Source organism: Clostridium sp. 1001283B150225_161107_B6, assembly GCF_015556325.1.
Classification (GTDB): Bacteria; Bacillota; Clostridia; order Lachnospirales; family Lachnospiraceae; genus Enterocloster.
In genome coordinates this window covers 1,029,765-1,052,563 of the sequence record NZ_JADNMD010000001.1, presented here as the reverse complement: position 1 = coordinate 1,052,563, position 22,799 = coordinate 1,029,765, and the positions used below count along the sequence as shown (strand labels likewise).

22 protein-coding genes are annotated in these 22,799 nt (G+C 47.6%); 18 read left to right on the top strand and 4 right to left on the bottom strand.

Going from position 1 to position 22,799, the window contains the following annotated elements:
• Positions 1-24 precede the first annotated feature (24 nt).
• The 7 genes from I2H39_RS04700 (at position 25) to I2H39_RS04670 (ending at position 8,579) form a co-directional block, all read left to right on the top strand.
• The gene (locus I2H39_RS04700; RefSeq protein ID WP_195625903.1) at positions 25-468 is read left to right on the top strand and encodes an FAD-dependent oxidoreductase; all 444 of its coding nucleotides are present in this window, start codon (positions 25-27) and stop codon (positions 466-468) included.
• Between the two features lie 551 nt (positions 469-1,019).
• Positions 1,020-2,786 carry an FUSC family protein gene (locus I2H39_RS04695; protein ID WP_240305531.1) on the top strand — a complete coding sequence of 589 codons (1,767 nt, stop codon included), beginning with the start codon at positions 1,020-1,022 and terminating at the stop codon, positions 2,784-2,786.
• Positions 2,787-2,855: 69 nt separating this feature from the next.
• The gene (locus I2H39_RS04690; protein ID WP_138305813.1) at positions 2,856-3,512 is read left to right on the top strand and encodes a TetR/AcrR family transcriptional regulator; all 657 of its coding nucleotides are present in this window, start codon (positions 2,856-2,858) and stop codon (positions 3,510-3,512) included.
• Positions 3,513-3,524: 12 nt separating this feature from the next.
• The gene (locus I2H39_RS04685; RefSeq protein ID WP_195625901.1) at positions 3,525-4,295 is read left to right on the top strand and encodes a hypothetical protein; all 771 of its coding nucleotides are present in this window, start codon (positions 3,525-3,527) and stop codon (positions 4,293-4,295) included.
• Positions 4,296-4,417: 122 nt separating this feature from the next.
• Entirely contained in the window at positions 4,418-6,664 is a 2,247-nt protein-coding gene (locus tag I2H39_RS04680) for an excinuclease ABC subunit UvrA (RefSeq protein WP_138305815.1), read from the top strand.
• A gap of 68 nt (positions 6,665-6,732) precedes the next feature.
• Positions 6,733-7,707: a helix-turn-helix transcriptional regulator gene (locus tag I2H39_RS04675; protein ID WP_195625900.1), complete on the top strand. Its 975-nt coding sequence runs from the start codon at positions 6,733-6,735 to the stop codon at positions 7,705-7,707.
• A 110-nt stretch (positions 7,708-7,817) separates the two neighbouring features.
• On the top strand, positions 7,818-8,579 hold the full coding sequence (locus I2H39_RS04670; protein ID WP_138305817.1) for a YoaP domain-containing protein: 762 nt from the start codon (positions 7,818-7,820) through the stop codon (positions 8,577-8,579).
• Between the two features lie 176 nt (positions 8,580-8,755).
• Here I2H39_RS04670 and I2H39_RS04665 read toward each other — a convergent pair whose 3' ends face one another.
• Positions 8,756-9,136, bottom strand: a complete 381-nt coding sequence (locus I2H39_RS04665) for a sporulation initiation factor Spo0A C-terminal domain-containing protein (protein ID WP_138305818.1) — start codon at positions 9,134-9,136, stop codon at positions 8,756-8,758.
• A gap of 187 nt (positions 9,137-9,323) precedes the next feature.
• Between I2H39_RS04665 and I2H39_RS04660 the strand changes: the two genes are divergently transcribed.
• Positions 9,324-10,106 carry a hypothetical protein gene (locus I2H39_RS04660; RefSeq protein WP_138305819.1) on the top strand — a complete coding sequence of 261 codons (783 nt, stop codon included), beginning with the start codon at positions 9,324-9,326 and terminating at the stop codon, positions 10,104-10,106.
• Positions 10,078-10,305, top strand: a complete 228-nt coding sequence (locus I2H39_RS28790) for a hypothetical protein (RefSeq protein ID WP_207746753.1) — start codon at positions 10,078-10,080, stop codon at positions 10,303-10,305. The genes I2H39_RS04660 and I2H39_RS28790 overlap by 29 nt, the downstream gene beginning before the upstream one ends.
• Positions 10,306-10,766: 461 nt before the next feature.
• Here I2H39_RS28790 and I2H39_RS04655 read toward each other — a convergent pair whose 3' ends face one another.
• Together I2H39_RS04655 and I2H39_RS04650 are read right to left on the bottom strand one after the other, a co-directional pair.
• Positions 10,767-11,045, bottom strand: a complete 279-nt coding sequence (locus tag I2H39_RS04655; RefSeq protein ID WP_195625899.1) for a type II toxin-antitoxin system YafQ family toxin — start codon at positions 11,043-11,045, stop codon at positions 10,767-10,769.
• The gene (locus I2H39_RS04650) at positions 11,038-11,319 is read right to left on the bottom strand and encodes a type II toxin-antitoxin system RelB/DinJ family antitoxin (protein ID WP_195625898.1); all 282 of its coding nucleotides are present in this window, start codon (positions 11,317-11,319) and stop codon (positions 11,038-11,040) included. Before I2H39_RS04650 ends, I2H39_RS04655 begins: the two co-directional genes overlap by 8 nt.
• A gap of 713 nt (positions 11,320-12,032) precedes the next feature.
• Here I2H39_RS04650 and I2H39_RS04645 point away from each other — a divergent pair.
• The 6 genes from I2H39_RS04645 to I2H39_RS04620 all read left to right on the top strand — a co-directional run bounded on the left by I2H39_RS04645 (position 12,033) and on the right by I2H39_RS04620 (position 17,452).
• Positions 12,033-12,770, top strand: a complete 738-nt coding sequence (locus tag I2H39_RS04645; protein ID WP_207746752.1) for a PD40 domain-containing protein — start codon at positions 12,033-12,035, stop codon at positions 12,768-12,770.
• A gap of 331 nt (positions 12,771-13,101) precedes the next feature.
• Positions 13,102-14,373 carry an alkyl/aryl-sulfatase gene (locus tag I2H39_RS04640; protein ID WP_195625896.1) on the top strand — a complete coding sequence of 424 codons (1,272 nt, stop codon included), beginning with the start codon at positions 13,102-13,104 and terminating at the stop codon, positions 14,371-14,373.
• Positions 14,374-14,642: 269 nt separating this feature from the next.
• Positions 14,643-15,557, top strand: a complete 915-nt coding sequence (locus I2H39_RS04635) for a tyrosine-type recombinase/integrase (RefSeq protein ID WP_138305830.1) — start codon at positions 14,643-14,645, stop codon at positions 15,555-15,557.
• Between the two features lie 267 nt (positions 15,558-15,824).
• Entirely contained in the window at positions 15,825-16,070 is a 246-nt protein-coding gene (locus I2H39_RS04630; RefSeq protein WP_138305831.1) for a hypothetical protein, read from the top strand.
• 12 nt (positions 16,071-16,082) lie between these two features.
• Positions 16,083-16,592 (top strand): hypothetical protein, encoded by a 510-nt coding sequence (locus tag I2H39_RS04625; protein WP_138305832.1) that lies wholly within the window; start codon positions 16,083-16,085, stop codon positions 16,590-16,592.
• Between the two features lie 35 nt (positions 16,593-16,627).
• Positions 16,628-17,452 (top strand): RNA methyltransferase, encoded by an 825-nt coding sequence (locus tag I2H39_RS04620; RefSeq protein ID WP_195625895.1) that lies wholly within the window; start codon positions 16,628-16,630, stop codon positions 17,450-17,452.
• 120 nt (positions 17,453-17,572) lie between these two features.
• Here the strand turns inward: I2H39_RS04620 and I2H39_RS04615 are convergent, their stop codons facing one another.
• Positions 17,573-19,045 (bottom strand): GntR family transcriptional regulator, encoded by a 1,473-nt coding sequence (locus tag I2H39_RS04615; RefSeq protein WP_195625894.1) that lies wholly within the window; start codon positions 19,043-19,045, stop codon positions 17,573-17,575.
• 234 nt (positions 19,046-19,279) lie between these two features.
• Between I2H39_RS04615 and I2H39_RS04610 the strand changes: the two genes are divergently transcribed.
• From I2H39_RS04610 to I2H39_RS04600, 3 genes are all read left to right on the top strand, one after another.
• On the top strand, positions 19,280-21,715 hold the full coding sequence (locus I2H39_RS04610; protein WP_195625893.1) for a response regulator: 2,436 nt from the start codon (positions 19,280-19,282) through the stop codon (positions 21,713-21,715).
• A 217-nt stretch (positions 21,716-21,932) separates the two neighbouring features.
• Entirely contained in the window at positions 21,933-22,328 is a 396-nt protein-coding gene (locus tag I2H39_RS04605; RefSeq protein WP_138305836.1) for a MerR family transcriptional regulator, read from the top strand.
• On the top strand, positions 22,321-22,797 hold the full coding sequence (locus I2H39_RS04600) for a flavodoxin (RefSeq protein ID WP_195625892.1): 477 nt from the start codon (positions 22,321-22,323) through the stop codon (positions 22,795-22,797). The genes I2H39_RS04605 and I2H39_RS04600 overlap by 8 nt, the downstream gene beginning before the upstream one ends.
• The last annotated feature ends 2 nt before the right edge of the window (positions 22,798-22,799 follow it).

Here is a 22,799-nt window from a genome sequence, read left to right as displayed (position 1 = left end):
GCTGTTGCGGCGGATGATGTTCGCATGGGAAGAAAAGAAGCAGGTCCCAGGGTAATCATCATTGGCAGCGGACTTGTAGGATGCGAGACAGCCCTTTGGCTTGCAAAACAGGGGAGAGAAGTAATGGTTGTGGAAATGCTGGACCAGATTCTGGGAGGGCCTCACGGTATGCCCTTTATGAACTGGAGCATGCTGACGGATTTGATGAAATTCCACCATATCAAGGTGATGACAAGGGCGTGTGTGGAATCCATAGACGGTAAAAAAGTTACGGTGGAAAAGGACGGCAGGAACATGATTCTGGAGGCAGATACCGTCTTTTCCGCGGTCGGTTATAAATCCGAAAATAAGCTGTACCAGTCCCTTCGGGATTTGAACAAACCGGTCTACAATATCGGCGATTCCGCACAGGTACATAACATTATGTATGCAATCTGGAATGCGTATGAAATTGCAAGAAATATTTAATGCTCCAGGGATAACAAAAGGATTTTTATGAAAGAGGGGAAAATGAGATGGCGAAACAATATGAACATTAAATAGCCGGAGACATCCAGTGGGTGAAAAGCCTGCCGGACCACGAAGGCTCCATAGGCGGGAAGGACTTCCCCATGCCATTGAGCCGACCAGATACACGGAGGGCTGTTACGGCGGCTCCTGCCAGATTTGCCTGGACAAAAATTACACGACAAAACCCTGCGCCGGTTTATAAATGTGGTGCAGACAGTTATCATGGGTGACATCTCTTCCGAATGGTTGTATAATCTCTTTTAGTAGAAGGAGATGACCGAAACCACATGAAACATACTTTAAAATCAGGATTGGCAAAGACCCAATTAAAATTAAAGGGGGCTTTGCCAGTCATCCTTTTTTTCTTGCTGCTATTTTATTCAACCATAGTATTGTTTGGAATTTCTTATTCGCTTCTTGTATCCGTATCAGCCACTTTATTTAAGATAAACCATAGAAAATGTCTGACACCCGGACAGCTGGCATCTTTAATTGGCACACAGTATTTAATGGCTCTGCTCAGTTTTACGGCATCCCTTGGCCTGCCGTCCTGCATTGTCCTGAATCTGACTGTGCCCTTCCTGCTGGTTTTTCTTAAGACCACGCAGTTTAACCAGCAGGGTTATTTTGCCAGCGCCATGTGTTTTGTCTTTTTGCAGCTGCGGCCCATTGGGTGGGAGATGCTGGGGATGGAAATGGCGGCCCTGACTTATAATATGGCAATGCTGTCTGCGGCCCTGTTAATCTGCTCACTGCTTAATAATAAGAAGAATGATTTTACCCTGGCCCAAAAGGGAATGCTCCTTTTGGCGAAGGCTGTTTATACAGGAATCGGGTCAGAAGGCGTATCCAATCAGCCGGCAGAGGATGCATTTTCAATTCTGGACAGTCTGTACCAGGAGGCGTATAAGTCCCGCGGCCTGACCTATGTGGTAAGTCCGAGAGGAAAAATACAATACCTGTTTGCACTGCTGTTCCAGAGAGCGGTTTATTTTCTGACCAATCCATACCAGGCGCCGTCTTTAAGGGAGAAAAGCTGCCATGAACTGCTGCTGCGTTTTGCCGGATACATAGAGTCCATTGGAAGAGGGGGCTTTGGTGTGATGCGTTCCCGGTGGGCGCAGACAGACCAGAACCGGCTGAAAGAAAAGGGAGAGGCACTTATGGCAGAGGCAGAAACCCGGGATGATATTCCGTACCTGTTTGTTCAGAATTTCCTGCGCCTGTTCCTTTTGATTTTGGAACAGATGGAGCAGATGAGGCAGAGGGAAGCATCCCAATGCTGGAAACTGCCCGGCTGCCACCATCCATTAAGGAAGCTGTTTCATGGGATGAGACTGGATATGTTCGAGACACGTTTCGCGCTGCGCCTCAGCATTGTCCTGGCGATTGGGTTCTCCTACAGCCAGGCCAGCCAGGCAAACCATGGTTACTGGCTGGCGCTGAACGCATTTTTGCTGCTGCGTCCAATGTACGAGGAAAGCGCCTCCCGGATGAAAGCCAGATTTATCGGTACTATCATCGGCTGCGTGATACTGCAGCTTCTTCTTCCCATATTTCATGGGACAGGATGGCATTTTGTATTGGCTTCAATCATGGCTGTGGGACTCTATATGGAAACAGCAGGTACCTGGCAGCAGGCTATTTTCTCCACTTGCTTTGCCCTGACCCTTACCACCCTGGCGCTTCCTCAGGCATTGGCTGCAGAATTGCGGATTGTCTATGTTGGGATGGCGATTGCGTTGGTGCTGCTGGTAAACTATTTTGTTTTTCCCACCCACCAAAAGGGACAGTTCCGCTACAATCTATGCCAGCTGTTTCATATGCACCATGTTTATCTCAGGCTTTTGGAGGACAGCTTAACAAATACGGTTGACTATGGTATTATCTGTGATGTCCAGATTCATTACCATCTGTTTCACAACCAGATACTTCAATATATAGAGAAGCTTGGAAATGAGGAAGCAGCTTTTATCAGAAACCTTCTCCAGATATCCTGGCGCATGATATCAGAAACAGAGCAGATGATATTCCTGATACATACCGGAAGAACAAAGGCCCTGGACAAAAAACAGATGGAAGACTATCTTATAGTTACCTCGTCCATTCTCAATGATATCCAAAGGATGCTGGACATGGGGGAGGAAGGGCATACTGTGTCCGGTTTTGTGAATTACAAGCGGACCATGGAAGGAGAGCCGCAGCTGTCGGCTTTAATGGAACAATACTCCAAGCAGCTATCCCGGATGTACTGGTGTGTATGCAGACGGAAATGATTGGACGCAGGAGCTAACTTATGCTATATTAAATACATACATCATGTATTTATAAGGAGAGGTGACAGCATGGGAAGAAATAAGTATCCGGAAATCACGGAAAGCAGCATCCTGGAACGGTCCATGATGCTGTTCATTGAAAAGGGGTATGAGCAGACCACGCTGCAGGATATAGCGGATGCTATTGGAATGACGCGCGGGGCAATATACCATCATTTCAAAGATAAGGCGGAAATGGTAAATGCGGTTATGGGATATATGTTTCAAAAAACAGTTCCCTTTCAGGAAATCAAAGAAAATAAAGAGCTGCCGGCCCTGGAAAAAATCAGGCAGATGATTGTGTATGCAGTGACAGCTGATGAACAGACAGATGTTTATTTTCCTCTGTCCAAATCATTTATTAATAATCCGAAGCTGGTTGCAGCCTATATGGATTTTACAAAAAATGACCTTGTGGAGATGTTCTGCGAATTGATAGAAGAGGGGATGGAGGACGGAACCATCCGGGTGAAAGAACCGAACATCATTGCGGAGCTGCTTTCCGTCATACTCAATATGTGGATTTCACCCATTGTATTCATGGATACAAAAGAAGATTTTAAAGCCAAACTACGATATGCCTCCCTTATGTTTGACAGTATCGGCCTGCCAGTCATGAATGAAGAGGTGGCAAAAGCATTTGAAAAAATAATTTCTGCTCTGCCGGACGGACAGAATAAAGAATAGGAGAGATACAACATGACACAAGGATACCTTGCACAGGAATCAAAAAATGCAAATGCAGCTGCGAGAAAAATACTTTTCAGGACGTTCACTGTATTTTTAATTTTAATTGTGATTCTCATTCTCCTGTTAAAGGACTCTCTGGATGCCAGCGACCCGTCCGGCAGGGAAATATATTTCTTGCTGAAGCTTTGTACCGGGATTGTGGTTCTTGCCATGGCGGCAGGCTTATTCAAAACAAGGCGGGTGGCTGCGAACGGTGAAAATTTAATTCTGCCCTTTGAGGGAAAAACCAGGGAGGCCGTGGGAAAGATAATTGACCAGGAGGCGTCAGAGGGACGGATTCAGGTGGAGGAGTATATTTATGAAATCAGAGAAGGAAAGAAACCAAATGGGGAGAAAATCGTCCTGACGCCTTCCTACCTGCTGCTCTGCGGCGACAGAACCAAGATAACTGCAATCCCGCGCGATAAAATTTATTGGATATGCGCCCAGGTTGGCCGTAAGGGAGGTCCCTTTATTGTGCAGCTGCAGATATATACGGAAAAGAAGATTTATAACATGGTGGGTGTTGATATCAGGCATGTCCAGAATATAGCGGATAAGCTGTATCAATACATACCCAATGTTTTCAGCGGCTATGACCCTTTTATCCTGTCTTATGAACTGGAAAAGCTCTTTGCCAAAGACAGGGCCGGTTTTTTGAGCCTGTATGAAACGGAACGAAGAAAGAGAGCTGACGGAGAGAATCCTAACATGGCATCAGTAAGCAATTCCGGGTTTTGATAACTTGGCAGATATTGGTAACAGCAGGAAAAAATACAGCAAAAAATATCATGAAAGAACAGCGGCCCTCTGATATACTGTAATCTTACAGTCGTACATAAAACAAAACGAGGTGCGGACAGATGGCAGATATTGTTGTACACGGACTTACACAAAATAATTTGAAGCATGTCACATTCAGGATTCCAAAGGAGAAAATCACGGTGTTTACCGGGGTATCGGGCTCCGGTAAATCCAGCATTGTTTTTGATACCATTGCCGCCGAGTCACAGCGGCAGATGAGTGCCACCTATCCGGCATTTGTGCGGTCCAGGCTGCCAAAGTACCCGAAGCCGGCAGTGGAGCGCATCGACAATCTAACGGCCTCCGTGGTGGTGGACCAGTCGCCCTTAGGGGGAAATGCCCGTTCCACCGTGGGCACCATCAGCGGCCTGTACGCCAGCCTGCGGCTGTTGTTTTCCAGAATTGGAAAGCCCTATGCAGGCACGGCTTCCTGTTTTTCCTTCAATGATCCCAGCGGGATGTGCAAAACCTGTTCCGGTCTTGGAAAAATCACAACCGTTGATATAGAAGCAATATTAGACCCGCATAAATCCTGGAATGAGGGCTGTGTGAAGGATTCGCTGTACCGTCCCGGTTCCTGGTACTGGAAGCAGTATGCCAAATCAGGCCTGTTCGACCTGGACAAGCCCGTTAAAGAGTATTCAAAGGAGGAATACAACCTTCTTTTATACGGATCCCGGGATGGCGCCGGCCAGCCGGAACATCCCAAAGTAACCGGGCTGTTCCACAAGTACACCAAGACCCTTCTGAACCGGGACATCAGCGGCAAAAGCATACACACCCGGGAAAAGTCACAGCACTTAACAGCCGTGACGGAATGTACTGCCTGCCATGGAAAGCGGCTGAATCAGGCGGCGCTGGCCTGTAAAATAAACGGATATTCCATTGCGGATATGTGTGAGATGGAGCTGACACTGCTGCGTGAGGTTCTGGGGCAGATTGAGGACCGGACAGTGGAGGTGCTGGTGCAGACAATCATAGAGGGCCTGGACCGGATGATTGAGATTGGCCTTCCCTACCTTCATTTGAACCGTGAAACACCGTCCCTTTCCGGCGGTGAGGCACAGAGGCTGAAACTGGTGCGGTATATGGGCAGCAGCCTGACCGGGCTGACCTATATATTTGACGAACCCAGCGCCGGAATGCATCCGCGTGACGTGTACCGCATGAACAACCTGCTGAGACAGCTCCGGGACAAGGGAAATACGGTACTGGTGGTGGAGCATGATAAGGATGTTATATCCATTGCAGACCATGTGATTGACGTGGGTCCAATGGCAGGACAGAAGGGCGGGGAAATTGTGTTTCAGGGAAGTTACCGGGATTTGCTCCGGGCCGGCACCCTGACGGGCAGGGCCATGGTTCAGTCCCTGCCGGTAAAAGCGCAGCCCCGCAGGCCGGTGGGCAGTCTGCCAATCCGGGATGCCAGTCTCCACAACCTGAAGCATGTGGATGCGGACATTCCGCTGGGAATCATGACCGTGGTGACGGGGGTGGCTGGTTCGGGAAAAACCACGCTGATTGCCCAGGTCTTTGCCCGGAAGTATGAAAACAGTATTGTCATGATAGACCAGGGGCCTATTACGGCAACCAGCCGATCCACCCCGGCCTCCTATCTGGGATTTTTCGATGAAATCAGGAAGCTGCTGGCACGGGAAAACAACAGGCCGGAAAGCCTGTTCAGCTTCAACTCCACAGGGGCATGCCCGGTGTGCGGCGGCAGGGGCGTTACGGTGACCGAGCTTGCATTTATGGACCCGGTTGTGACGGAATGCGAGGCCTGCGGCGGTATGCGGTATAATGAGGAGGCCCTTGCCTGCACCTACAAGGGAAAAAATATTGTGGAGCTGCTGGGACTCACCGCATCGCAGGCAATGGAACTATTTGGGGATGCCAAAATCAGGAGACATTTAAAGGTAATGCAGCAGGTGGGATTATCCTATCTGACACTGGGCCAGCCTCTTAGCACCCTGTCCGGCGGCGAGCGCCAGAGAATCAAGCTGGCAAAGAACCTGGGAAAAAAGGGAAGCATCATTGTGATGGATGAGCCCACCACGGGGCTGCATATGTCTGATATCCAGAATCTGCTTAAGCTGTTTGATACGATTGTGTCACGCGGAAATACCCTGGTGGTGATTGAACACAATCTTGACATAATGAAACAGGCGGACTGGATTATCGACATAGGTCCCGACGGAGGGAAAAACGGCGGGGAAGTAGTATTTTCAGGAACGCCCCTGGAGATGATTCAGAGCGCAAAAACCCTGACAGCTGATTGTCTGCGCTCAGCGGCGGACAGCAAGTAAAATCAAGCATGATTCTTCCGCATGCCTTATAATGGACACAGAGCGGTTGAAACGAGGTGAACACACAAATGTACGAGTGGCAGAAGCAGATTCAGATGATTGTAGATGAAATTGACAAATGTATAAAAGACTATAACGATGAAGCTCTGTCACTGCGTTTCCTTTCGCGCAGCCTGGGATATTCTGAATTTTATACATCCAGAAAATTTAAGGAGATATCGGGTATGCAGTTCAGGAACTATCTGCAGCTCAGGAAGTTAGCCTTTGCCCTGAAAGAGGTCAGGGACAGTCAGAGGAATCTTTTGGAGATTGCCTTTGACTATGGTTTTTCATCCCATGAAGCGTTTACCAGGGCTTTCAAGGAGACATACGGTGTGACGCCCAGTGAATACAGGAAGAACCCTAAGCCTGTGGTTCTGCGTACAAAAATAAGCGCCTTTGACCGCTACTTTTTAGGATTGGGAGAAATCGGCATGATTAAATCAGAAGACGGCGTTAAAATTTATTTTGTAACCATACCCGCTCACAAATTTTTGTATATCAAAAACCGTGAGAGCAATGGATATTGGGATTTCTGGCAGAAACAAAATCTCATTCCGGGGCAGGACTACGATACAATCTGCGGCCTGCTGGACAGCATCAAGGGAAAACTGGACGATGAAGGCGGGAGCGAGGCAAACTGTAAAAGCGGCCAAATCATGGCCTATATGAACGACCCGGACGGGCGGCTCTGCGGCTGGGGTTTTCTGCGCTCAGAGTGCTGGGGGGTACGGCTTCCATATGATTACAAAGGGGAAGTGCCGCAGCAGATGCTTTTGGCTGATATCCCTGAAGCAGAGTATATTGTATTTGAACACGGGCCCTTTGATTATGAACAGGAAAACCGCACTGTGGAAGAAAAGATAGAAAAGGCAATGGCAGGATTTGATTACACTGAAACAGGCTGCTGCCTTGATACCACACCCGGCAGAATCATGTATTTTTATTATAATCCGGAGCAGTATTTTAAGTATATCAGACCTGTGCGGAAGGTGCAGCCGTAGTCTGCCATGCAGGGTTGTACCATTTTGTACAATACAAAGTGAGACTTTAGGTTTATAATGGTATAAATATAGTCCATGTCAATGTGATGGACAAAAAGTGGAGGGCCGGTATGGAACTGATAAAACTGACGCATGAAAATCTTGAAACAGAGCACATTTGCTGTGCCATTGCAAATAATAAGGACTGCCAGGTGCTTTCGAAAAAAGCATGGTTAAAAGAGAGACTGGATGAGGGGCTTGTCTTTTTAAAATGCAATGTACGGGGAAAATGCTTTATTGAATATATACCCGCTGAATATGGGTGGGCGCCCATAGAGGCGGAGGGTTATATGTATATAGACTGCCTGTGGGTATCGGGGCAGTTTAAAGGACACGGGTATTCCAATCTTCTGTTGGAAGAGTGCATCAGGGACAGCAAAGCCAAAGGAAAAAAAGGACTTGTTATCTTATCCTCCAAAAAGAAAATGGGATTTCTTTCAGACCCTAAATATATGAGGTACAAAGGGTTTGAGACAGCGGATACAGCCAGTCCTTATTTTGAACTGATGTACCTGCCGTTTGATAAAAATGCAGCAAAACCCTGCTTTAAATCTTCTGTGAAAGAAACAGAACAGAGAGGCATGCAGAATGGCTTTACCATATACTATACCAGTCAATGTCCCTTCACGGCAAAGTATGTTCCCATTCTTGAAAGCATGGCAAAAGAGAGAAATGCGGAATTCCGGTCCGTTCATATTCTCACAAGGGAACAGGCTCAAAATTGTCCGGTACCATTTACAACCTTCAGTCTGTTTTATAATGGCGGGTTTATAACCCACGAAATACTATCTGAAAAGAAATTTGACAAAATCCTGACGGAAAGAGGATTGTAATCAATGTAATCAGTGCAGACAGGACCGACGGTGTCCGAGGGTATCACGGCGGCAGCGGCGGACCTCGGAAGGCTTTGTCCGGGTGTTCCGTCTTGCTGCTTCTGTGCGCCGGCCGTATCCTTGCATCCGGCTGCGGCGTGTACCGCGATGTAAAAAGGGGGAAAAGCGGGGCGGTATTATTCCGCCTCCTGCTGGTAATAAGAATCCGCAATCTCATCACTGGCACCTCCCATCGCTACATAATTAGCCAATGCATCAATAAACGCCCCGTTGCGGGGCTTCTGGCTCAACTCGAAATTAAAGATTTCGTTTAAAAGCCTCCTGTCCCCGTGGAACCAGATGGTATTGATAAGGGTGCGGATATTCCGTTCCACACATCCGATGGATGTCTGAAAGCGGGCAGCGATATCCACATACAGACCCTTGGAAATATAAGCCAGCAATGTAGGGTCCTGGGCGGTTCTGCTGACGCCGTAGATTGTGTAACGAAACCCTACATAGGAGTTGTTGACACCGAGGCGCCGGAGCAGGTTACTGATTTCTCTTTCGTATTTCATATTTATCCCTCCTTGGTTTTTGTTACCAATGATACGTTAAACGCAGAGGAGGGGATTGACAAGGGAGAACAGACGACAAAATTGATATAAATATGTCGAAAAATGCGAAATTCGTGTTTTTGTCAATTCCGCCGGCCGTGTCCCGGCAGAATAGAGCGCGGAAAAAATGGACCAATGGCAGGAGAAGATGAATAAACGTGACATACGCAAAGAGGAAAACAGGCTTTTTGAGAATTGGAAAGAGCTGGCCCGGGAGCCGGAGAAAATTGTTGCAGACGGTGTCGTGGATATTGCCGGATGGGAAAGGCTTCCGGAGGGAAAACGGTTCCTGTTTGTGCTCAGGGATAAAAACGGGGGAACCGGTGCAAAGTACCACAATGATTTCAGGCGGGAGCTGGCTGAGACAGGCAGCGGGTGGAAGACCTGGAACAATATTGCCAGGTGGGGACAGGTTTTGCTGAGTCCTGATACGGAGTACCATGACGTCAAATATCTGGACAGGCAGAAACGGAGCGAATTGCTTCGCTCTCTGGCAGTCATGAACCTGATGAAGGATTACGGCATGAATTATACAGACCGGAACAAACTGGACCATATCACGGAGGATTCCCGCCACTGCGGTCTTCTGAGGGACCAGATAGGGCTGTATGAACCGGATATGATGATTGCATGCGGAATGGGTTCCGGGGGACACAAAAGCAACATGGACATTCTGATGGAAATATATGGGATGAATCCGGGGAATATCCGCCGGACCAGGGTAAATGGGCGGTCATACCGGTATTTTATCCTGCCTTTGCCGGACAGGCAGGTTCCGGTCATTGAATTCTATCATCCCCAGGCAACACAGGTGTCTGCTTACGGCAGCAGACGGGGACATGAGCTGTGGAAGGAGATGTTTGAGGACATTCGGAAACTGGGAGATATACAACTGTCTGCTTTTGGGGAAGGCACAGGCAGGAAAGCGTGAGAGAGCGCACGGCGGAGGTCAGCAGGGGAAAGTAAATACCGGGAATGAAGGTCCGGTGGTTGATTCCTTTTTAAATTCTCATGTTTTCCCGTTGACAGGCATTAGTAGAACTGAAAAAGTATACATTTTTTTCCAAAAACTCCTTTACAGGAGGTACTGGTTCATTGGTATAATGATAAGGGGGAGGAAGATTTTTTGAGACTCTTTTACTTATCGCAGCGTATTACGGCACATGGAAGGACACTTTTCGACTCTGATTATTTGGGCTGATTTTGGGAAATTCCTTGTTTTCACATTTGCCCAATAAGCCCGGATAACCATTTCATAGTAATCTTTCCGAGCAGTGGCATATAAACTACACACGGGCGGTCACGGTGCGTTACAGGGGTAAGAGAAACATACATTTTCATTCAGGCCACCTGTCAAATGCCGTTTTTTTGCAGTAATTAAGCATTTTGGGTGGCAAAACCTCAGAAATCAGAAAAACCGGGTGCCGCCAAGTCCCCCACAGATTGTCTTAAATACTATTTTCAATCCTGACCTCCAGCAAGGATTCAGTAAGAAAAACGCAAGGAAATTGAAATTGACGGATGATATATGTCCATGGTACAATGGCGCACACCCGGGGGTAAGGGGGAGGATACACACCTGTTTCCAACCTCAAAACAAATCACTATGTGAACCAGTCCGCAATAATATTAAGGTTAAGATATCTCTATTTATCTGATAGATAAGTAACCAGTCGGGCTGTATATGGCACTCACGCACATTTTTATAGTTCCGTGAGTTCGTAAGGTTATGGTCCCTGTATTTTTCTGGCAGTTCTTGTTCGTTGACCAGCATAGATATAACCTCTGTAAGTAGTTCGGGATTACATCCACGTTTTAAGGCCAACTTATAATCTCGCTTAAACTGGCCTTGATACTCAATCTTAAGCATTAAGGTCCTCCATTAGGGCCTCTACAGACTCAAACGGACCATGCATATCTATCTCTTTATCCGCATTTTCTATAGCAGCCATAGTTGTTGTGTTTGGTTCCTGGCCTTGGCGTAGGGTTACATCGAAGGGGAAACCCTGGTAACGTATGGATTGACGCAAAAATACGTTTACAGCGGTGGTTAAATCTATTCCCAAGTCATTAAAAATCTTCTGCGCTTGTAGTTTTACGTCCTTGTTCATTCTGATATTCATACTTGTGTTTTTTTCAGACATACTATCATCTCCTTTTTATAGTATTATAGCATATAATATATGCATTGTAAAGACATTGCATATATTTGTGCATAAAAATGAAATGGTAATGAATTAATAAAATAACTTATTAGTGACATTTAATCGGTGTTGGTTTAAACGTAAAAAGTAAGGGAAGAATAGCTAACTTTGATACTATAATGAAAAAGAGCAATAACTGTAGGGACCTAAGAGTCAATTACCCATGTCTCAAGACACGGGTATTTGATTGTTTGAAAAACTTAACAGAAGTATTAAATCTTCTTCGAATGGAAATCTTTGTGGCAGAAGGGTATGATGATGGCTTTGAAAGAAAAAAATGTACATTGGATGAGATGAAAAAAGATTTGCTTTCACAAATCGAAAAGACGTCTTTTATTGATTCGTGTATTTATCAAATACAATAGAATTGGTATTAGGCAATAACTTTAGCCGCCCTGCCTTGCGGGGCGATGTCCCCCGGCTGGGTAGCATCAAGCCACCCAACCTTTAACCAGCACACATTTCACCTCTGCGATTTTTCATGATTTTCAGAAAACCAGAACCATTTCACATTAGAAAATAGCAATGAAGGAATATTAAATGTCAGTGATGAATGGAGTGCCAAACTAATCAATCAGCCTCCCATCATATTGTTTGATTATGACAAGAACGACAATAAGGATAGGTTTGCATTTGATTATGTTCTGTATGATATGCAGCTTCAAGAACGAAAAAAGGAATATATTTGTACAGTGCCATATAACAAGAGCGGCGGCGGTATATATTTCAGCAAAGACAGAACTCGTATTATGTTTGCAAGCTCAGGCGGGAAAGGGGCTGCAGATGTTGATTTGGTGACAGGAGATGTATCCTTTGTTGAACTGGGAGAAAATATTGACAGCCCAAAGTATGTCAATGAAAATGTTATTAGTTATATCAAAGAAGGTAAAATATATGTATATAAAAAGAATCAGGAAAGACATTTATTAATTGGACAATGCCAACAGCCTGATTATAACCTGGATACATATGATTGGTTTTCTGATGGAAAGAGTATATTGTATGTTTCCAAACAGGAGGATGGGGATTATGCCCTGGCTAAAAAAAATTTGGTAGCAGATACTTCTGAGGTGTTATTAAAACATGAAAAACAAATCTATTTTAAATTATCCAACAGCGAAACGAAGGTAATGTTAAGATGCAATGGAAAACTGTATCTGTATGATATGGAAACAAATACGATTTTAAATATAGAATTACCGGATATATATGAATCACGCATATATTCCATATGCTTTTCGCCAGATGATAAATTTATAGCTTTTTCATGTGTGATTGATGATGGAAGTTATCTAAACAGCTATGAAATTTGGATTGTAGAAATAGATACACTTAATCAAACGATGATTTATAATAAAAAGAAAGCATCGGAGGCTGCGGTGGTGTGGTAATATATTTCATGATATGCTTTAAAGAACGTTTGGCTGGGTATGCCGTTGGATAACGAAGACGAGGCCAAAAGAGAACCGGCTTTGTAAAAACATGAATTGTCCGGAACAGAAAGAAGAAAGGCGGCAGGTTTTCTGGAAGACGCACCGCTCAGTCAGGAAGACAAAGAAAAGATTGCATATAAGAATGCAGAATTGCTGCTGAAATTGTAAAATGTGTAATTGAAATACGTTGTACATTAAAGCCAGCCAGACACCTGTACCCACCTCCAGAAAATTGTGGTAGAATGGAAGGAACACAATGAATGCGTCAGGACAATGGAGGAATAAGAATATGCTCATGCAAAATGGAAATCAAATGCTGCAGGACTTTACAGAGAGGAATTACAGGGAAACTATATCCAGGGTGACGGAAGGCGTATGGTATGTATTGGGAATAGGCCACAGTAATGCAATCTTTATAGAGGGGGCCACAGGCATCATTTTAATCGATACGCTGGATTCAATGGAACGGGGGAAGCGGCTGCTGGAGATTATTCATGAGAAAACGGGCAAAGAGGTAAAGACGATTCTCTATACCCACGGCCACCCGGACCACAGGGGCGGCGCGGGGGCGTTTCTGGAAGGCGCACCGGAGATAATAGCATTTACCCCTAAAAACGCTGCGCTGGAAAAAACAGGGCTCTTGAAAGATATCCAGAATCTCCGGGGAGCCAGGCAGTTTGGATACACCCTTACGGACAAAGAGGCCCTTTCACAGGGAATTGGACCGCGGGAGGGTATTATCTATGGGGAGCATCATGCTTTTGTTCCGCCAACCACGGTTTACGGGCAGGATAAGGTGGTAAGGGAAATTGACGGGGTGGAGATGGAGATAGTCCGCCTTCCGGGCGAAGCAGAGGACCAAGTCATGGTATGGTTCCCCCAAAAGGCAGTGCTGTGCTGCGGTGACAACTATTATGGCTGTTTCCCCAACCTATACGCAATCAGGGGCGGCCAGTACCGCGACCTGGCTGCGTGGATTAACAGCCTTGATGTAATTATGTCCTATCCTGCCCAATATCTCCTGCCAGGACACACGGCAGCCATATCCGGAAATGATACAATCCGTCAAGTGCTGGGAAATTTCAGAGACGCGATTGACTATATTCTCACCAAAACATTGGAGGGTATGAACATGGGCAGGAGCGCGGAAGAACTGGCCTCTGAAATACGGCTGCCGGACAAATATGCAGACCTTCCGTATCTGGCGGAACATTATGGCTGTACGGAATGGACTGTGCGGGAAATTTATTCAGCATATTTAGGCTGGTTTGACGGGAACCCCACCAACCTTCACCCTCTGGCGCCAAAACAGCATTCCCGCAAGATGCTTGATTTAATGGGCGGAAGGACAAAGGTCTGTGAAGCGGCCCGGACAGCTCTTCAGGAACATGAATATCAGTGGTGCCTGGAACTGTGCGATTTGCTGATTACAGATGAAGCGGACAGGGAAGCCCTGCAGTTAAAGGCAGCTGCGCTGGAGAAGATTGCGGAATATGAGACCAGCGCAAATGGACGGCATTATTATATTGCATGTGCGAAGGAACTGAAAAACCTGTGCTGATTGTTTGAACCATTGTTAATGTAGAAGAAAATAAAGGAATAGGCATCGGGTGGCAGAGTCGGGAAGATTCTGCCACCCTTTTACCTGGAACGGGATAGCTGCTGACTCACTGCGGAAATGTCTGTAAGTGCACCAGCCCTCCGTAATCAATAACCCCCCGGTTTTTTGATACATAAATATGCTTTACAATAAGAAAACTAAAAAGGATATTTTGTATTCAATATGACATCAATGGTAACTTGTTAACCGGACTGGAAACGGAGGACTCAATGGAAAAGGAAATGCAGCTGGCTAAATTCGAAACTTATTTGCGCTCTGAGGAAAAATCAGAATCAACCATAAGCAAATATCTCCACGATGTGGGGGAGATGCTTGATTTTATGGGACAGGCAGGTCTGAGCAAGGATTTGCTGATGCAATACCGGGGACATCTCAGCAGCCAATGCAGGGCGTGTACCGTGAACGGGAAACTTTCAGCCGTGAATGCATACCTTAAGTGCATGGGATTGGAGGGGCATAAAGTTAAATTCCTAAAGGTGCAAAAGAGAATCTACATTGATGAAAAGCGGGAGCTGACAGAGCAGGACTACAGACGGCTGCTGGAAACAGCCTTCCGCATGGGGAAGCAGCAGCTTTATTTTCTTATGCTGGTTTTGTACGGGACCGGAATCCGAATCAGCGAACTGCCCTATGTGACGGTGGAGGCCATACATCAGGGCAAGGCGGAAATATATATGAAGGGAAAATACAGGGTAATCATATTTCCAAGGAATCTGGTCAGGCAGCTTAAGGAGTACACAAGGGACGCAGATATAAAAAGCGGGTGTATCTTCAGGACAAAGGGCGGGAGATGTCTGGACAGAAGTAATATATGCCATTCCATGAAGAAAATATGCCAGGAGGCCAGGGTGGAAAAGTCAAAGGTATTTCCCCATAATTTCCGTCATCTGTTTGCAAAAAGCTTTTATGCCATTGAAAAAAATCTGGCGCATCTGGCGGATATCCTGGGACATGCTTCCATTGAGACTACACGGATTTACGTGGCCTCCAGCCTGAAACAATACGAAAAGGTAATGAACCGCATGAGAATTGCCATAGACAAAAAAGGACCACAGAATAATCATTCTGTGGTGTCATACAGACATTTCTGTAAATCAGAAATGCAATCTCCTTGTATTTTATAATAAAAGACAGACCGCGTCAATATACATATATTATTTTTCCTCAAAGCAAACAGACCGGGAAGGAAAAAAACTTCTTGCCGGTTTCTTGGTGTGTCCAAGTACTGGATTTTTCTGTATTTTATCCGTGTAATTCCTTATCGTATCCTGCCTGATACGCCTTGATGTCCGGAAAATACCGCAGAATGATTATTCTGAGGTAGTACAAATGAAACCGCCGGAGTTTTATGCACCGCAGGACTGGTGCTGTTTGAAAAAGGAGAAATAGAGATGGTGAGCTGTTCCCTGTTAGAGTATCTGGCCTTGAAGGCAAAATGTGAATATCTGTCGGATTTAAGATTCATGCGCGTGGATGAAAGGTGGCTGAGGGAATTCATACTGCGAAGCAGGGATGATTTTACCCGGGATGAATGGAAGGAGGCGTGCGTCTATCTGACAGGACAGAAGGTATTGACTGAGGACGAGGCAATCAGAACACTCCTGCAGCACTGGGCAAATAAAACAGATACGATTTGATGGGAGGAGACAGTGGCAAGAATTGAAAAATATATTATCATGGAGGATGATATTCCCCGCGACGGCGGTCCTTACCCTGAATATACATATACGTTTCTGGTTGGCATCCAGTCATTTGACGGCAGGGCTGCCAGGGGATATGTAAAGTCATTCCATGTGGAGGAATTATTGTTTTTTCAGGGACTTGACCAGATGATTTTTATTATGGAGGATATTATGGATGCAGTGGGCGTCCCCATGAGGGGAAGGGCCCCGCGTAGTCTGACCGGGAAACAGTGCCCGGGGAACAGGACTGTCCCGTTCGTGGATTTGCAGGGCAGGATAAAAAAGGATTATGATTTTGCCCGTGAGGAATTAAGGGAATACCCGGTATGTCCCATGGTATCGGTCCGGGTAGCCGGACGTCGGGATGCAGGAATGCAGGGGATATTCCGGACAGGGTTTGGGGATGTAAGATTCCGGAGCGGAGTGGAGCTTATGCGCCTGATGTATGAGCTGTTTGACATTTGCTCCAACAGATAATAGAATATAGGGAAAACGGTAGTCAGGAGATACCAATGCCAAATATAATTGAGATAACGGATTTTGCCGCCCCGGAGCTGGATGTTTACGCCCGGCTTACAGAGGGGCAGCTGTTAAACCGCCACCAACCGGACAAGGGCATTTTCATAGCGGAAAGTCCCAAGGTTATAGAGCGCGCCCTGGACGCGGGGTGTGTCCCTATATCCATGCTGATGGAAAGAAAACATGTGGAGAGCCAGGCCAGGGAAATCATCAGCCGATGCGGTGATATTCCGGTGTATACGGCGGAATTTGACGTGCTGACACAGCTCACCGGATTTCATCTTACGCGGGGCATGCTGTGCGCAATGTACCGTCCGCCGCTGCGCGGGACAGAAGAAATCTGTGCAGGCGCGCGGCGGATTGCAGTGCTGGAAAATGTCATGAATCCCACCAATGTGGGCGCCATCTTCCGTTCGGCCGCTGCCCTGAACATGGATGGAGTCCTGCTGACATCAGCCTGCAGCAATCCGCTGTACCGCCGCGCCATCCGGGTGAGCATGGGGACTGTATTCCAGATACCCTGGACCTTTCTGGACAGCGGGTTATGCTGGCCTCAGGAGGGAATCGGGCGTTTGCATGAGCTGGGATTTAAAACTGCGGCAATGGCTTTAAAGGATGATTCGGTCACCATTGATGATGCGGGATTGATGTCGGAGGAAAAGCTGGCCATTATCCTGGGCACGGAAGGGGACGGGCTGGCGGCAGGGACCATTGCCGACTGCGATTACACGGTCCGCATTCCCATGGCCCATGGAGTGGATTCCCTGAATGTGGCGGCTGCAAGCGCGGTTGCTTTTTGGCAGCTGGGCCGCAGGTAAATAATGATTACATAGCAAAGGTGCAGGAACCCTGCCATGATTCGTGTTGACCCGGAAGACGGCCAGACGGGCAAGGCGGACGTGGAAGTGTGGAAGGTTCCGGTGGAGTGAGCTGCAATACTATGTGTCCTCATCAGAAATCAATAGCCGGATAGAGGGATTCAGCCTCAAATCCTCAGGCTGGAGTCCCTGGTTTAAAAGATATTGTTCCGCTGCCGGAAACTGCTGTGTAACCAGGATTTTTATGGCCTGGCAGCAGCCGGCAATATCATCTCCCTTCAGACCCTGAATCATTGTGTCAGTGAAGCGGAGGATTGCCTCATCTAAAGCCGGATTGCCATCGTGGGATGCTTTCAGCGGATAACCCCACAGGAACAGACTGTAGATACGGCCGTAAATTTCACGTATCCCCTTTAACGGGCTGCATTTTGTGACGAAGAGCAGGCAGCGCCAAAGGGATAGTTCCTGACGGCCATGGGCCAGGTCCTGTTCCAGCTGGCTGGTAAGTCTGCTTTTTTCCTCCCGTGAGGCAGAGGACAGGCAGTGCTGCATTACGGTTTCACAGGAATAAACCAGCAGCTCAAAGGACTGGAAGAAGAAGGCCAGATTGCGGCGGACCACAGGGCTTGTAAAGTCAGGGGAATCACAGTGCGCGCCGATTCCAAAGACCATGGTCCCCTTTCCGTTGATGGAACGGACTGCCCCCAGCTGGTTGAGAACCTTGACGGTGCGGCGTATGGTGCTGACCGAGACACCGTAGGCTGCAGCCATATTCTCATAAGAAGGCAGGAATTCTGCCTCCCGGTAGCAGCCCATATAGATTTCATGAAGAAGCCAGGCTGCCAGGCTGTAGCATACCTGAGGCCGTTCGCGGTATATCCGCCACACAAAGGGGATGTGTTCCACGTTCTCTGCTGGTGGAATCCGCTGGGTCAGGAGGTCCACAGCCCTGCCGATGGAATCCTGACGGAATATATGGAGCTGCCGGGCCAGCTGGTTCCATTCCTTATTTTCAGCAAGGAGGACACAGTGCTCTATCTCATCATGCAGCAGGGCCACATCGCTTAAATCCTTTCCGTCATCGTGCTTTAAGAATAGCAGGCCCCAGTATATGGACGCCTCCCAGTAAAGGTTCATGACCAGGGGATTGTCGATTTTTTGAAGGACAAAACAGAAAAAATGGAGTACATCATCCGTACATGACCCCTCTGCCAGGCGGGCAAGGCAGGCCAGGTCCCTTTCATCGGCCCGGTAAAAGCTCTCCGTGAGCAGGGGATGCATAATCAGGCCCACTGATTGAAACAGGTCCTGGAAGCTGTGAATCCTGCAGGAAAAATAGCGCAGGATGCACTGGTTTGAGGTTTCCTGGTCCTGTTGGAATATAACCTTTGTGGAACGGCCGTTGTGCATGTCGATATATCCTTCCGAACGCAGGCGCTTCAGGGCCATCTTTACTGTCTGGGCAGACACGCAGAGTTCGCGGCACAGGGTGTCAATGGAGGGGAGACAGTCCCCGCATTTATAATAACGGAATTGAATCCGGGTAAGAAAATATTCGTAGACAAGATTTGAATACTGCTGTTCACTTTGCAAATTTCATGCTCCTCTGTATATATAGTTTATCTTTGTCATTTTAACATTTTCCCAACTGTTTTGCCATAAGCGATTGTGTTTTTTTCAAATTTGGATTATAATTATGAATCAAACAGAACTATATGAACAAGGATAGGCGTGAGGCGGCACAACCTATTAGTCGTGACTGCAATTGACTTTCAGGTATTGGCCCATTTATTTTCCGTATAATTGCAGTTAGGAGGAAGTGAACATATGACGGACCAAAGGCATGACAAAATCCATGGGGACAATACCGCAGGTATTACGCCGGCTGAATATGAGTATAATACGCTGATGCGTTTATTGGGGGTCAGTGTGAGCAAGCATCTGCTGGATGAGCATTTTACCCTGATTTGGGCCAATGAGTTTTATTATCAGCTGATTGGATGGCCCAAGGATGAATACGAGGCAGTCTATCACAACCGGCCGGACCTGTATTATCAGTCAGACCCGGATGAGTGGAAAAAACTTTCAGAAACCGTTCTGAAGGCATTGGAGGAGGGCAGGGACGGATACAGGCTGCTTTCACGCATCCGCAGGAAAAACAGAGACTATGTCTGGGTACAGTTTTCGACCCAGTTTGCAGAGGAATATATAGACGGTTATCAGGTGGCCTACTCCACGCTTACCAATGTGGACGACCTTATGAAGATGCGGAAAGAGCAGTCGGTTACATATGAGAGTCTGCCTGGGTTTGTGGCAAAGTATCGGATTGAGTATGTTAAGAGTGAGATGGAGCTGACCCTGCTGTCTGCCAACGACCGTTTTCTGGAGTATTTTGGAAATGCAGATGAACAGGGAGGAACTCCTCTTTATAAGGCCAATATCCGGGATAACCTGGAAATCATCAATGGGCAGAAATCCAGGATACTGGCCGGCGGGCCGCTGCATTTTACCATGCATGTCAACGGACGGAACGGACAGACCTTATGGCTCCAGGTCAACGCCACCTGTGTTGACTGGCAGGAGGGGAGGCCGGTATATCTGGTGATTTTCATTGATGTGACGGATGTGACGGAACTAAGGGAGATGCAGAGGAAACTGACCGCCCAGACCGAGGCCCTGAAGGATGCATTGTCCGTGGCGGAACAGGCTAACAGGGCCAAATCCGACTTCCTTTCGCGTATGTCCCACGAAATACGCACGCCCATGAATGCCATTATTGGCATGACCACCATTGCGGCTGCATACATTGAGGACCGCAAGCGGGTGGGGGACTGCCTGGAGAAGATTGGATATTCCTCCAAGCATTTGATGACGCTTATCAATGATGTGCTGGATATGTCTAAAATTGACGCCGGTAAAATGAAGATTGCCCATGAGGCCTTTAACCTGGAAACCGCGGTGGAGTCCATAACCTCCATCATATATCCCCAGGCAGCGGAAAAGGGGCTGGCATTTAAGGTGCCTCTGATAAACCTGACCAATACGGTTCTCATAGGAGACGGACTGAGGCTGAATCAGGTACTGATTAATCTGTTGTCCAACTCTCTTAAATTTACGCCGGAGGGAGGCACCATCCGGCTGGAAATACGGCAGATGTGGAGGAAGGCAGGAAAGACCCGCATAAGCTTTACAGTCAGTGACACCGGTCTTGGTATGAGCGAGACATTTTTAAGCCATTTATTTGAACCATTTGAACAGGAGCATGTGCCTGACGGCCAGTCATATGGCGGTACCGGGCTGGGGATGCCCATTACCAAGAATCTGGTCACATTGATGGGCGGAACCATTTCTGTGAAAAGTAAACTGGGGCAGGGAAGCACATTTACCATTGAACTTGATTTTGAATTGCAGGCTGAGGATGCAGATACCCAGGAACAGAAGCCCCATGCCATACAGGCATTGAAGGTACTGGTGGCCGATGATGACAGGGACAGCTGCATCCACGCCTCCCTTCTTCTGCAAAATCTGGGGATTCAGTCGGACTGGGTGCAGACCGGATGGGAATGTGTGGAGAAAGTGCGTGCCATGTACCGGGAAGGCGAGGGCTACGATGTCTGCCTGGTGGACTGGAGGATGCCGGATATGGATGGCATAGAAGCCACCCGGCGTATGAGGGAGATTGTGGGGCCGGATACGCTTATTATCATTGTTACCGCCTATGACTGGGGGGCTATTGAGAAAACAGCGAGGGCAGCAGGCGCCAATGCGTTCCTGGCAAAACCTATTTTTGCATCCACTCTTTATAATGCGCTGCTGTCTGCCACCGGAATTGAAAAAGCGGTGCGGCGGACGGGCTCCCACGAGAGTTTTCACCGGCCCGAACTGGCCGGACATCACGTGCTTTTGGTGGAAGACAATGATATTAACCGGGAAATTGCAATGGAATTCCTGAATATGACGGAGGTTACAGCGGACTATGCAAGGGACGGAAGGGAAGCAGTGGAAAAATTCCTGACAAAGGGCGATTCCTATGACCTGATTCTGATGGATGTCCAGATGCCTGTGATGGACGGATACCAGGCTACCCAGGCTATCCGGCAGTCCGGTCATCCAAAGGCGGCTTCCATCCCTATTATAGCCATGACAGCCGATGCTTTCCATGAGGACGTGGTGCGGGCGGCTGAATCCGGGATGGACGGACATCTGGCAAAGCCCATAGACCCGGATTTGCTATATCAGACCCTGGCGGATAAGTTCATCTGAGAAAGGCCCTGTGATGGAAGCGTGGGAAGTTGGGCGGAGTTGGGCCGGTTGGTCCCATAAAAGAGAAATACGGAAAACGAATGGCCGGGTACTCATTATAAGCATTTTACAATGAAAATATGTGAGGATATAATATAGGTACAGGAGCTTAAATGCTGCTGTGCCTATTTTTTAAACGGCCGGACCCGGTGTGCGGGACATGGAAAGGGGGGACGATATGACAGGCGAAGAAGTCAGCCGCCAGTATCATATTCCGGTAAAAATATTGCAGGAATATGCACAATGGGGGCTGTGCGGCGCTGTAAGGATTGCCATGGAGGACTGGCAGTACGACTGGGAGTACGGCGACAGTGACCTGGAGCGCCTGGGGATGATTATGGCGCTGCACGACATGGGATTTTCGCCGGAGGATGTGGAAACCTATATGAAGCTGCTGATTGCCGGGGATTCTACCAAACAGCAGAGAATGCAGATGCTCAATGTGCTGCGGAGCAAAACCCTGGATGAGATTCATCTGCGGGAACGCCAGCTGGAGCGAATGGATTATCTCAGAAATGAAATCAGGAACCGGATGACAAACGAATATGAATCAGGAGGACAACACGATGAGTAAAACATTAGTAGCGTATTTTTCCGCCAGCGGCGTCACAGCCAGGCTGGCAGAGACATTGGCCCAGGTAACGGGTGGTGATTTGCACGAAATACTGCCCGCAGAGCCCTATTCATCCGCTGACCTGGACTGGACAAATAAGAAGAGCCGCAGCAGCGTGGAGATGAAGGACCCGTCCTGCCGGCCGGCCATCGGCAATCAGGTGGAGGATATAGAGCAGTATGACACGGTCTTTGTGGGCTTTCCCATCTGGTGGTACGTAGCTCCTGCCATTATCAACACATTCCTGGAAAGCTATGACTTCTCAGGAAAGACAGTGGTTCCCTTTGCAACTTCCGGCGGCAGCGGCATGGGTGACACGGAGCGGATATTAAAGGGCTGCTGTTCCCGGGATACCCGCTGGAAACCGGGCAGACGGTTCGGCAGTGTGAAGGCCGCCGACCTTAAAGCATGGGTGGATGGCCTTGGATGATA

Excerpts from the sequence above, each read along its gene's own strand:
- I2H39_RS04660 (WP_138305819.1), top strand. The coding sequence starts at position 9,324 with ATGAATAAACGTGACATACGCAAAGAGGAAAACAGGCTTTTTGAGAAT.
- I2H39_RS04610 (WP_195625893.1), top strand. The coding sequence starts at position 19,280 with ATGACGGACCAAAGGCATGACAAAATCCATGGGGACAATACCGCAGGT.
- I2H39_RS04605 (WP_138305836.1), top strand. The coding sequence starts at position 21,933 with ATGACAGGCGAAGAAGTCAGCCGCCAGTATCATATTCCGGTAAAAATA.
- I2H39_RS04685 (WP_195625901.1), top strand. The coding sequence starts at position 3,525 with ATGACACAAGGATACCTTGCACAGGAATCAAAAAATGCAAATGCAGCT.
- I2H39_RS04650 (WP_195625898.1), bottom strand. The coding sequence starts at position 11,319 with ATGTCTGAAAAAAACACAAGTATGAATATCAGAATGAACAAGGACGTA.
- I2H39_RS04600 (WP_195625892.1), top strand. The coding sequence starts at position 22,321 with ATGAGTAAAACATTAGTAGCGTATTTTTCCGCCAGCGGCGTCACAGCC.
- I2H39_RS04620 (WP_195625895.1), top strand. The coding sequence starts at position 16,628 with ATGCCAAATATAATTGAGATAACGGATTTTGCCGCCCCGGAGCTGGAT.
- I2H39_RS04690 (WP_138305813.1), top strand. The coding sequence starts at position 2,856 with ATGGGAAGAAATAAGTATCCGGAAATCACGGAAAGCAGCATCCTGGAA.
- I2H39_RS04640 (WP_195625896.1), top strand. The coding sequence starts at position 13,102 with ATGCTCATGCAAAATGGAAATCAAATGCTGCAGGACTTTACAGAGAGG.
- I2H39_RS04675 (WP_195625900.1), top strand. The coding sequence starts at position 6,733 with ATGTACGAGTGGCAGAAGCAGATTCAGATGATTGTAGATGAAATTGAC.
- I2H39_RS04665 (WP_138305818.1), bottom strand. The coding sequence starts at position 9,136 with ATGAAATACGAAAGAGAAATCAGTAACCTGCTCCGGCGCCTCGGTGTC.
- I2H39_RS04635 (WP_138305830.1), top strand. The coding sequence starts at position 14,643 with ATGGAAAAGGAAATGCAGCTGGCTAAATTCGAAACTTATTTGCGCTCT.
- I2H39_RS04670 (WP_138305817.1), top strand. The coding sequence starts at position 7,818 with ATGGAACTGATAAAACTGACGCATGAAAATCTTGAAACAGAGCACATT.
- I2H39_RS04655 (WP_195625899.1), bottom strand. The coding sequence starts at position 11,045 with ATGCTTAAGATTGAGTATCAAGGCCAGTTTAAGCGAGATTATAAGTTG.
- I2H39_RS04645 (WP_207746752.1), top strand. The coding sequence starts at position 12,033 with ATGCAGCTTCAAGAACGAAAAAAGGAATATATTTGTACAGTGCCATAT.
- I2H39_RS04695 (WP_240305531.1), top strand. The coding sequence starts at position 1,020 with ATGGCTCTGCTCAGTTTTACGGCATCCCTTGGCCTGCCGTCCTGCATT.
- I2H39_RS04630 (WP_138305831.1), top strand. The coding sequence starts at position 15,825 with ATGGTGAGCTGTTCCCTGTTAGAGTATCTGGCCTTGAAGGCAAAATGT.
- I2H39_RS04700 (WP_195625903.1), top strand. The coding sequence starts at position 25 with ATGGGAAGAAAAGAAGCAGGTCCCAGGGTAATCATCATTGGCAGCGGA.
- I2H39_RS04680 (WP_138305815.1), top strand. The coding sequence starts at position 4,418 with ATGGCAGATATTGTTGTACACGGACTTACACAAAATAATTTGAAGCAT.